Annotated in this window: 9 protein-coding genes; 2 read left to right on the forward strand and 7 right to left on the reverse strand. The window is 65.4% G+C overall.

Translation table 11 applies throughout. The features are described from left to right. Positions 1–46 precede the first annotated feature (46 nt). The 4 genes from BO1_RS49535 to rimO form a co-directional block, all read right to left on the reverse strand. Complete coding sequence (locus tag BO1_RS49535) at positions 47–1,261, reverse strand: cystathionine beta-lyase (protein ID WP_043283686.1); 1,215 nt, start codon at positions 1,259–1,261, stop codon at positions 47–49. A 206-nt stretch (positions 1,262–1,467) separates the two neighbouring features. Then, positions 1,468–2,070 (reverse strand): hypothetical protein, encoded by a 603-nt coding sequence (locus BO1_RS49540; RefSeq protein ID WP_043283688.1) that lies wholly within the window; start codon positions 2,068–2,070, stop codon positions 1,468–1,470. A gap of 5 nt (positions 2,071–2,075) precedes the next feature. Continuing rightward, positions 2,076–3,017, reverse strand: coding sequence for a sugar kinase (locus BO1_RS03965; protein WP_028216449.1), 942 nt, complete (start codon positions 3,015–3,017; stop codon positions 2,076–2,078). A 5-nt stretch (positions 3,018–3,022) separates the two neighbouring features. Next, positions 3,023–4,360: a 30S ribosomal protein S12 methylthiotransferase RimO gene (gene rimO, locus BO1_RS03970; protein ID WP_028216450.1), complete on the reverse strand. Its 1,338-nt coding sequence runs from the start codon at positions 4,358–4,360 to the stop codon at positions 3,023–3,025. A 270-nt stretch (positions 4,361–4,630) separates the two neighbouring features. Between rimO and BO1_RS03975 the strand changes: the two genes are divergently transcribed. Together BO1_RS03975 and BO1_RS03980 are read left to right on the forward strand one after the other, a co-directional pair. Further along, complete coding sequence (locus BO1_RS03975; RefSeq protein WP_028216451.1) at positions 4,631–4,945, forward strand: hypothetical protein; 315 nt, start codon at positions 4,631–4,633, stop codon at positions 4,943–4,945. Further along, on the forward strand, positions 4,938–5,222 hold the full coding sequence (locus BO1_RS03980) for a helix-turn-helix domain-containing protein (RefSeq protein ID WP_028216452.1): 285 nt from the start codon (positions 4,938–4,940) through the stop codon (positions 5,220–5,222). Before BO1_RS03975 ends, BO1_RS03980 begins: the two co-directional genes overlap by 8 nt. 30 nt (positions 5,223–5,252) lie before the next feature. Here the strand turns inward: BO1_RS03980 and phaR are convergent, their stop codons facing one another. The 3 genes from phaR to BO1_RS03995 form a co-directional block, all read right to left on the reverse strand. After that, a complete protein-coding gene (phaR, locus tag BO1_RS03985; protein ID WP_028216453.1) occupies positions 5,253–5,864 on the reverse strand; it encodes a polyhydroxyalkanoate synthesis repressor PhaR in 612 nt (203 codons plus the stop codon). Positions 5,865–6,020: 156 nt separating this feature from the next. Further along, positions 6,021–6,761 carry a 3-ketoacyl-ACP reductase gene (locus BO1_RS03990; protein ID WP_028216454.1) on the reverse strand — a complete coding sequence of 247 codons (741 nt, stop codon included), beginning with the start codon at positions 6,759–6,761 and terminating at the stop codon, positions 6,021–6,023. Between the two features lie 215 nt (positions 6,762–6,976). Then, the gene (locus BO1_RS03995) at positions 6,977–8,158 is read right to left on the reverse strand and encodes an acetyl-CoA C-acetyltransferase (protein ID WP_028216455.1); all 1,182 of its coding nucleotides are present in this window, start codon (positions 8,156–8,158) and stop codon (positions 6,977–6,979) included. Positions 8,159–8,170: the final 12 nt, after the last annotated feature.

The raw sequence follows: 8,170 nt of genomic DNA on the forward strand, positions 1-8,170 counted from the left end.
CAAAGACAACGGCCGCGCCTGTCGCCAACGACAGGCGCGGCCGTTTTTATTCTTGCGGGCCGTGCTGCAATGCGCCGCCTTTCAGCGTCGCGAGCGCGCGCTCGAGGTCGGCGCGCAGGTCGGCTTCGTCCTCGAGGCCGATGTAGAAGCGTACCAGCGTGCCGCGATGCGGCCAGCTCGCGGCCGTGCGCATCGACGCGATGTCGTACGGCATCACGAGACTGTGCGCCCCGCCCCAACTCCAGCCGAGCACGAAAAGCTCGAGCGATTCGCAGAACGTGTCGATCTGCGCGGGGCTGTAGCGTTCGTCGAACACCACCGAGAAAAGCCCGCCTGCGCCGGTGAAATCGCGCTTGTAGTATTCGTGGCCCGGACAGTCGGCGAAGGCCGGATGCAGCATCGCGGTGATCTCGCCACGCGTCTTCAGCCAGGTCGCGAGCGCGAGCGCCGTGCGATCGTGCATCTGGAAGCGCGCCGTCATGCTCGGCAGCCCGCGCAGGACGAGCGAGCAGTCGTCCGACGAGACGCCGATGCCAAGCCGCATGCGAGCCGCCTTGAGCTTCAGGTGCAGTTCACGGTCCTGGGTGATCGTCGCGCCCATGAGGACATCGCTGCCGCCCGACTGATATTTGGTGAGCGCCTGCACCGAGATGTCGATGCCGTGCTCGAACGGCTTGAACGCGAGACCCGCCGACCAGGTGTTGTCGATTGCCGTGACAACGTTGCGCGCACGCGCCGCGGCGGTGATCGCGCGCACGTCGGGCACCTCCATGGTCACCGAACCGGGCGCTTCCAGCCAGATCAGCTTCGTCTCGGGGCGGATCAGCTCTGCGATGCCCGCGCCGATCATCGGATCGTAATAGCGCGCGGTCAGGCCGAAATCGCGCGCGAGCCAGTCGCCGTGATCGCGGTTCGGCGAATAGACGTTATCGGGAATCAGCACGTCGTCGCCGGCCTTCAGGAGACCGAAGTACACGTTCGAGATGGCCGAGAGGCCCGATGGCTGCAAGAGCGCATACTCGCCGCCCTCGATGGCGGCGAGGCGCTGCGTGAGCATCGCGGACGTGGGCGTGGCGTGCAATCCATAACGCCATTGCGAGTCGTTGCGCCAGTCGAGCGAGCGCACCGTCTTGAGGTCGGGAAACACGACGGTCGACGCGCGCGTGACGGGCGCGGCAAACGATTCGAAACCGGGCGTGATCTCTTCTTCGGGATGAACGATGCGCGTCTGCAGCGCGAGGCTGGATTCGGTTTTCTTCATGGCGGAAGGCAAGCGGTAAAAGCGCTGAGGGTTAGGAGGCGCGGGGCGCCTGAGTGGCGCCGGGGACCAGGCGCTACAGGAGCCGCGGCACGCGCCGCATGCGCAAGATTAACACCTGCGCCAGGACGGCTCACCGTAGCGGCCCAACGCGTGCGGTCTTGTGCTGGAGACGCGCATCGTCGCTGCCGTGCCGTCGGTCGCGCGCGTCAGTCGCCGGTCACGAGATTGCCGACGCCGCCCACGGCATGACCGCCTTGCGCGGCAGGCGTGGCCGTGCCGGCAGCGTGCGCAGCGCTCACCGCGGGCGCCGATGCCCCCGCCGCAAGCGGCTTCAAATCGAACGGCTGTGGATTGGAGTCGTCGACCTCCATGCGATCGCCCGAGAGCGCGCCGTCGGCTGCGAACGTCCCGACCCAGTTACCCGTGATGTGCGTGCCGTCGTTCGACTCCTCCGCCTCGAGCGTCGAGCCGGTGCGATCGCCTGCAATCAGGATCACCTCGCCGGTATCGGTGAACTGATATTCGCCGTGCACGCCCGACTTGTCTTCGGGATCGTCGGTCTTGGCGCCGAGCCGCATCACGATCGGCCGCTTGCCGAGTGTGCCGACGTATTGCGGAAGCGCGGCGAATTCCGGATTCGGCTTGAGCGACGAATGCACGGGCGCAGGCGCACCCGAGGCATTCGCAGCGCCGGTCGCCGTATTGCCGCCCACAGCACAGGCTGCAAGCGGCATGGCAATCGCCGCCGCCGCGAGCCACGCGAGGCCACTGCGCGCGACGCCCGAAACTTTCGATGTCGAAACTCGCATTGGACTCATTCCTTCGCGGCGAGCATGCGCTCGACCTCTTCGCGCTGCGGAATCGGCGCGACGGCGCCATAGCCTTGCGTCGAAAGCGCCGCAGCCGCGTTCGCGTAATGCGCCGCCGCGAACGGGTCGTCGCCGGCCACGATGCGGGCGATGAACGCACCGCCAAAGCAGTCGCCGGCGCCGGTGGCGTCGACGGCCGTCACGACGCGGCCCGGCACGAGGCGGCGCTCGTGCGGCGTCGCCACGTAAGCGCCCTCCTTGCCGAGCTTGAGCGCAACGACGCGCGAACCGAGCGAGAGCAGATGATCGACGATCGCGTCGCGATCGTCCAGACCGGTCAGCACCGCGACGTCGTCCCAACTGGGCAGGCAGATGTCGGTCACGCGCAGCACCTCGGTCATGACCGCGCGGGCGCGGGCGAGCGGCCAGAGCTTCAGGCGCAGGTTCGTATCGAAACTCACCTGCACGCCATTCGCGCGCGCATGCTCGATCGCCGCGAACGCCGCGTCGCAGGCGGCTTCGCCGATCGCGACGCTGATGCCCGACAGATGCAGCACGCGCGCGGCAGCCAGCGTGGCGAGCGGCAGATCGGCGCTCGCGTAGCGGCTTGCCGCCGAGCCCTTGCGCAGATAATCGAAGGCATGGCCGTTGGGGCCGTGCGAGACGAAGTACACACCGGTCGGCGCGCTGGCGTCGACGCGCACCGTCGAGGTATCGACGCCTTCACGCGTCCACAGGTCGAGCAGCAGACGCCCGAATTGATCGTCGCCCACCGCAGAAACGAAGCCCGTCCGTGCGCCCTGGCGCGCGGCCGCGATGGCGAAATTCGAGGTGTCGCCACCGAAGCCCTGCAAGTAGGTCGGCTGGCCTTTCTCGGCCTGATTGAATTCGATCATGGCCTCGCCATAGGCGAGGATGGCTGGCGTCGCTGACGTCGCTTGTGTCATGCCGATCAGACCTCGCCCCAAAGATCGTGGCCGTCGGCGCCGGTGATCTTCACCGAAACGAAGTCACCAACCTTGTAGCGCTTCGAGGCCTTGGTCGCGGGCGCGACGTAGACCACGCCGTCGATCTCGGGCGCATCCGCCGCCGTGCGGCCGATGCCGCCGTCGGGGTTGATCTCGTCGATCAGCACCTTGAGCGTCTTGCCGACCTTGCGCTGGATGCGTTTGGCCGACACCTCTTCGGCCACTTCCATGAAGCGCGCGCGCCGTTCTTCGCGCACTTCGTCGGGCAACGCGCCGTCGAGCTCATTGGCGCTCGCGCCTTCGACCGGCGAGTAGGCAAAGCACCCCACGCGGTCGAGCTCGGCTTCGCGGATGAAGTCGAGCAGCGTTTCGAACTGCTCTTCGGTCTCGCCGGGGAAGCCGGCGATGAAGGTGCTGCGGATCGTGAGGTCCGGGCACATCTCGCGCCAGGCCTTGACGCGCTCCATCACCTTCTCCGCGTTCGCGGGACGCTTCATGCGCTTGAGCACCTCGGGGTGCGCGTGCTGGAACGGCACGTCGAGGTACGGCAGTACGTGGCCCCTGAACGGGCCTTGCGCCATGAGCGGAATGACCTCATCCACGCTCGGGTACGGGTACACGTAGTGCAGACGCACCCACGCGCCGTACTGCGCGGCCAGCTCGCCGAGCGCGGCGACCAGGTCGGTCATGCGCGTCTTGATGGGCTTGCCGTTCCAGAAGCCGGTGCGGTACTTCACGTCGACGCCATAGGCGCTCGTGTCCTGCGAAATGACGAGCAGCTCCTTCACGCCCGACTTGAAGAGGTTTTCCGCTTCGAGCATGACTTCGGCAACCGGACGCGAAACGAGGTCGCCGCGCATCGACGGAATGATGCAGAAGGTGCAGCGGTGATTACAGCCTTCGGAGATCTTGAGATACGCGTAGTGGCGCGGCGTGAGCTTCACGCCCGCCGGCGGCACGAGGTCGACGAACGGATCGTGCGGCTTGGGCAGATGGCTGTGCACCGCCTGCATGACTTCGCCCACGGCGTGCGGGCCCGTCACGGCGAGCACCTTCGGGTGCACTTCTTCGATGAGATTCGAGCCGCTCGCACTGGCCTTCGCGCCAAGACACCCGGTGACGATCACCTTGCCGTTTTCGTTGAGCGCCTCGCCGATGGCGTCGAGGCTCTCCTGCACGGCTTCGTCGATGAAACCGCAGGTATTGACCACGACCAGATCGGCGCCGTCATACGACCCCGAAATCTCGTAACCCTCGGCGCGCAGCTGGGTAATGATCTGCTCGGAGTCGACAAGGGCCTTCGGGCAGCCGAGGGAGACCATCCCGACGCGCGGAGGAGGATTGCGGGGGGTCGTTGATTCAACTGGGTTTTTCACGTGTACGTCCGGATGTGGGGCGCAGGGCGACGAATGCGCGGCGCGAGATCAAGCCAATCCGCCATTTTACCCGTTTGGCGTATCGAACGGCACGCCACGGCTGGCTAGCATCGAGTGGAGTCAGGGTCGGAAGAAGAATGGACTTCGGTCAACCTTCTTCGATTCATTCTTCAACACAAATACGGCATTGCCGTATAATCTATCTCGACGCGCTCCATGCTCACGATCATCGAAACCGAAACGTTCCAGCGTTATGCGGCCGAAGTCTGGCGCGATTCCGAACGCGAGGCGTTCATCACATGGCTTGCCGACAACCCGCTTGCCGGCGACGTCATCCCTGGCACGGGCGGTTTGCGCAAAGTGCGCTGGAGACGCTTCGGCTTCGGTAAACGGGGCGGCACGCGCGTCATCTACTACAACGTCCTTCGGGACGGCTGCATCTGGCTGCTGATCGTCTACACGAAGGCGAAATTCGACAACCTGCCGGCGGCCTTTCTCAACCGGCTGCGCGAAGAGGTGGAACGTGGATAAGGAATTGGAACAGTTTCAGGCGGACCTGCTGAAGTCGGTCCGTGAAATGAAAAGCGGGCGCGCGGCGCGCACCACGCGGGTCGAGCCCACCGCCGCCGCGCTCGCGCGCGCCAAGGTCGGGCTCTCGCAGAGTGCCTTTGCGGCACTGCTCGGCGTGTCCACGCGCACGCTGCAGGACTGGGAGCAGGGGCGCCGGCAGCCAACCGGCGCCGCGCAGACCCTGCTGCGCGTCGCCGAGCTTCATCCGGAAGCGCTGCGCGATCTGAAGACCGCCTGAGCGCTGCCTGGGCTCCCCCGGAGCCCAGACTTACTTCTTCTCTTCCTCGTCGCTGCCGCTTTCGTTCGTGCCTTGTGCGGGCGCAACCGGCGACGCGGGCGTGACCGGCTTGAACGGGAAGCTGCTGAACATGTTCTTGGCCTGGTTCTGCATCTGCTCCTGCATCTGCACGAACATGTTCTTCGACTGCTCGATGTAGCTGGTCATCATGCCCTGCATCATCGGCGCCTGCATGTTCATGAACTGCGACCAGACCTCGGGGTTCATCGCGTTGCCTTCGTAGAGGCTCTTCGATTGATCCGCGAGCTTGTTCTGGATGTCGATGAACGCCTGGATGTTCTTTTCCAGGTAGGTGCCCATCATGCCCTGCATCGCATGGCCATAGAAACGGATGATCTGCGACAGCATCGACGACGAGAACATCGGCAGGCCGCCGCTCTCCTCTTCGAGAATGATCTGCAGCAGGATGCTGCGCGTGAGATCCTCGTTGCTCTTTGCGTCGATGACCTTGAATTCCTCCTGGTCGAGCACGAGTTGCTTCACGTCCGTCAACGTGATGTAGGTGCTCGTCTCCGTGTCGTAGAGCCGACGGTTCGGATATTTTTTGATCAGTCGTTCGGCGGTTTTCTTTGTAGTCGTCATGTGTCGCCCTTGTAAGCACCAACGCGCGACGGCCGTTGCCATCGCGCGCTGTCTTCGATCCCGGAAGCGGTGCCTGCCCCGGCGTGCAAACAAGCCCGCCGCCGCCGTCGATCCCTGCACTGCCGCGCGCCCCTGTAATGGGCGCGGCGCGCGGGATCAGCCCATGTGCAACCCGCCGTTCAGCGAGAAGTCAGCACCGGTTGAGAAGCCCGACTCCTCCGAGGCGAGCCATGCGACGATCGAGGCGATTTCCTCGGGTGCGCCCAGGCGGCGCACCGGAATGGTCGCGACGATCTTCTCCAGCACGTCGGGACGAATCGACTTCACCATGTCCGTACCGATGTAGCCCGGCGAAACGGTGTTGACGGTCACGCCCTTGGTGGCCACTTCCTGCGCGAGCGCCATCGTGAAGCCGTGAATCCCGGCCTTGGCCGTCGAGTAGTTCGTTTGGCCGAACTGGCCCTTCTGGCCGTTCACCGACGAAATGTTGATGACACGGCCGAAGCCGCGCTCGACCATGCCGTCGATCACCTGCTTCGTGACGTTGAAGAGGCTCGTCAGATTGGTGTCGATCACGGCGGTCCAGTCTTCGCGCGTCATCTTGCGGAACACCACATCGCGCGTGATGCCCGCGTTGTTGACGAGCACGTCGACCTCGCCCACTTCCGCCTTGACCTTGTCGAACGCCTGCTTGGTCGAATCCCAGTCGCCAACGTTGCCTTCCGAGGCGACGAAGTCGAAGCCCAGCGCTTTCTGGTCTTCGAGCCATTTGACACGGCGCGGCGAGTTCGGGCCGCAGCCAGCAACCACCTTGAAGCCCTGCTTCTCGAGGCGCTGGCAGATTGCCGTTCCGATGCCGCCCATACCGCCCGTTACATACGCAATCCGTTGTGACATAAACCACACTCCATTATCGTTTTCCGGAGCGCCGACCAACGGCCCCGGCCTCACCTCTGCCTGTTGCTCTCGCTACTGCGTCTAGCGCGATGCGCCGCCTGAACACGCGGCGCATCGGGTCGGATCAGGTCGAGTGGCCTCGTCTGCCCGCGCGCGAGCGGACCCGCCTACGATCCGCCGCGTGGGCGAGCATCCGGCGCTCAGTCTCTATCTACTCAGGCGCGCTCCACCGCAAGCGCCACCCCCATGCCGCCGCCGATGCACAGCGAGGCGAGACCGCGCTTCGCGTCACGGCGCTGCATCTCGTACAGCAGCGTCACCAGAATCCGGCAGCCCGATGCGCCAATCGGGTGGCCGATTGCAATCGCGCCGCCGTTCACGTTGATCTTCGACGTGTCCCAGCCCATCTGCTTGTTCACGGCCAGCGCCTGCGCCGCGAATGCCTCGTTGATCTCCATCAGATCGAGGTCGCTCGTCGACCAGCCCGCGCGCTCGAGGCAGCGCTTCGAGGCCGGCACCGGGCCCATGCCCATCACCTTCGGATCCACGCCGCCGGCCGCGTAGGCCTTGATGCGCGCGAGCGGCGTGAGGCCCAGCGCCTCAGCCTTCTTCGCCGACATCACCACCACGGCCGCTGCGCCGTCGTTCAGGCCCGAGGCGTTCGCTGCCGTCACCGTGCCTTCCTTCGAGAACGCCGGCTTCAGGCCCGCGAGCGACTCCGCCGTCACGCCATGGCGCACGAATTCGTCGGTGTTGAAGAGGAGCGGCTCGCCCTTGCGCTGCGGAATTTCGACCGGCACGATTTCCGCGTCGAAGCGGCCCGCTTTCTGCGCGGCTTCCGCCTTGTTCTGCGAGAGCGCCGCGAACGCGTCCTGCTCTTCGCGCGTGATGCCGTATTCCTTCGCCACGTTCTCCGCGGTCACGCCCATGTGGTACTGGTTATAGACGTCCCACAGGCCGTCGACGATCATGCTGTCGATCAGCTTCGCATCGCCCATGCGGAAGCCGTCGCGCGAGCCCGGCAGCACGTGCGGCGCCGCGCTCATGTTCTCCTGGCCGCCGGCCACGACGATCTCCGAGTCGCCCGCGATGATCGCGTTGGCCGCGAGCATCACGGCTTTCAGGCCCGAGCCGCAGACCTTGTTGATCGTCATCGCGGGCACCGCCGTGGGCAGCCCCGCCTTGATCGACGCCTGACGGGCGACGTTCTGGCCCGAACCCGCGGTCAGCACCTGCCCCATGATCACGTCGCTCACCTGCTCGGGTTTCACGCCCGCACGCTCCAGCGCGGCCTTGATGACCAGCGCGCCCAGATCGGGCGCCGCAATCTTCGCAAGCGTTCCGCCGAATTTGCCGACCGCGGTACGCGCAGCCGAAACGATCACGATATCTGTCATTTTCAGTTCCTC

Origin of the sequence: Paraburkholderia oxyphila NBRC 105797, from assembly GCF_000685075.1 — a bacterium.
Classification (GTDB): Bacteria; Pseudomonadota; Gammaproteobacteria; order Burkholderiales; family Burkholderiaceae; genus Paraburkholderia; species Paraburkholderia oxyphila.

Excerpts from the sequence above, each read along its gene's own strand:
- BO1_RS49535 (WP_043283686.1), bottom strand. The coding sequence starts at position 1,261 with ATGAAGAAAACCGAATCCAGCCTCGCGCTGCAGACGCGCATCGTTCAT.
- BO1_RS49540 (WP_043283688.1), bottom strand. The coding sequence starts at position 2,070 with ATGCGAGTTTCGACATCGAAAGTTTCGGGCGTCGCGCGCAGTGGCCTC.
- BO1_RS03965 (WP_028216449.1), bottom strand. The coding sequence starts at position 3,017 with ATGACACAAGCGACGTCAGCGACGCCAGCCATCCTCGCCTATGGCGAG.
- rimO (WP_028216450.1), bottom strand. The coding sequence starts at position 4,360 with ATGGTCTCCCTCGGCTGCCCGAAGGCCCTTGTCGACTCCGAGCAGATC.
- BO1_RS03975 (WP_028216451.1), top strand. The coding sequence starts at position 4,631 with ATGCTCACGATCATCGAAACCGAAACGTTCCAGCGTTATGCGGCCGAA.
- phaR (WP_028216453.1), bottom strand. The coding sequence starts at position 5,864 with ATGACGACTACAAAGAAAACCGCCGAACGACTGATCAAAAAATATCCG.
- BO1_RS03990 (WP_028216454.1), bottom strand. The coding sequence starts at position 6,761 with ATGTCACAACGGATTGCGTATGTAACGGGCGGTATGGGCGGCATCGGA.
- BO1_RS03995 (WP_028216455.1), bottom strand. The coding sequence starts at position 8,158 with ATGACAGATATCGTGATCGTTTCGGCTGCGCGTACCGCGGTCGGCAAA.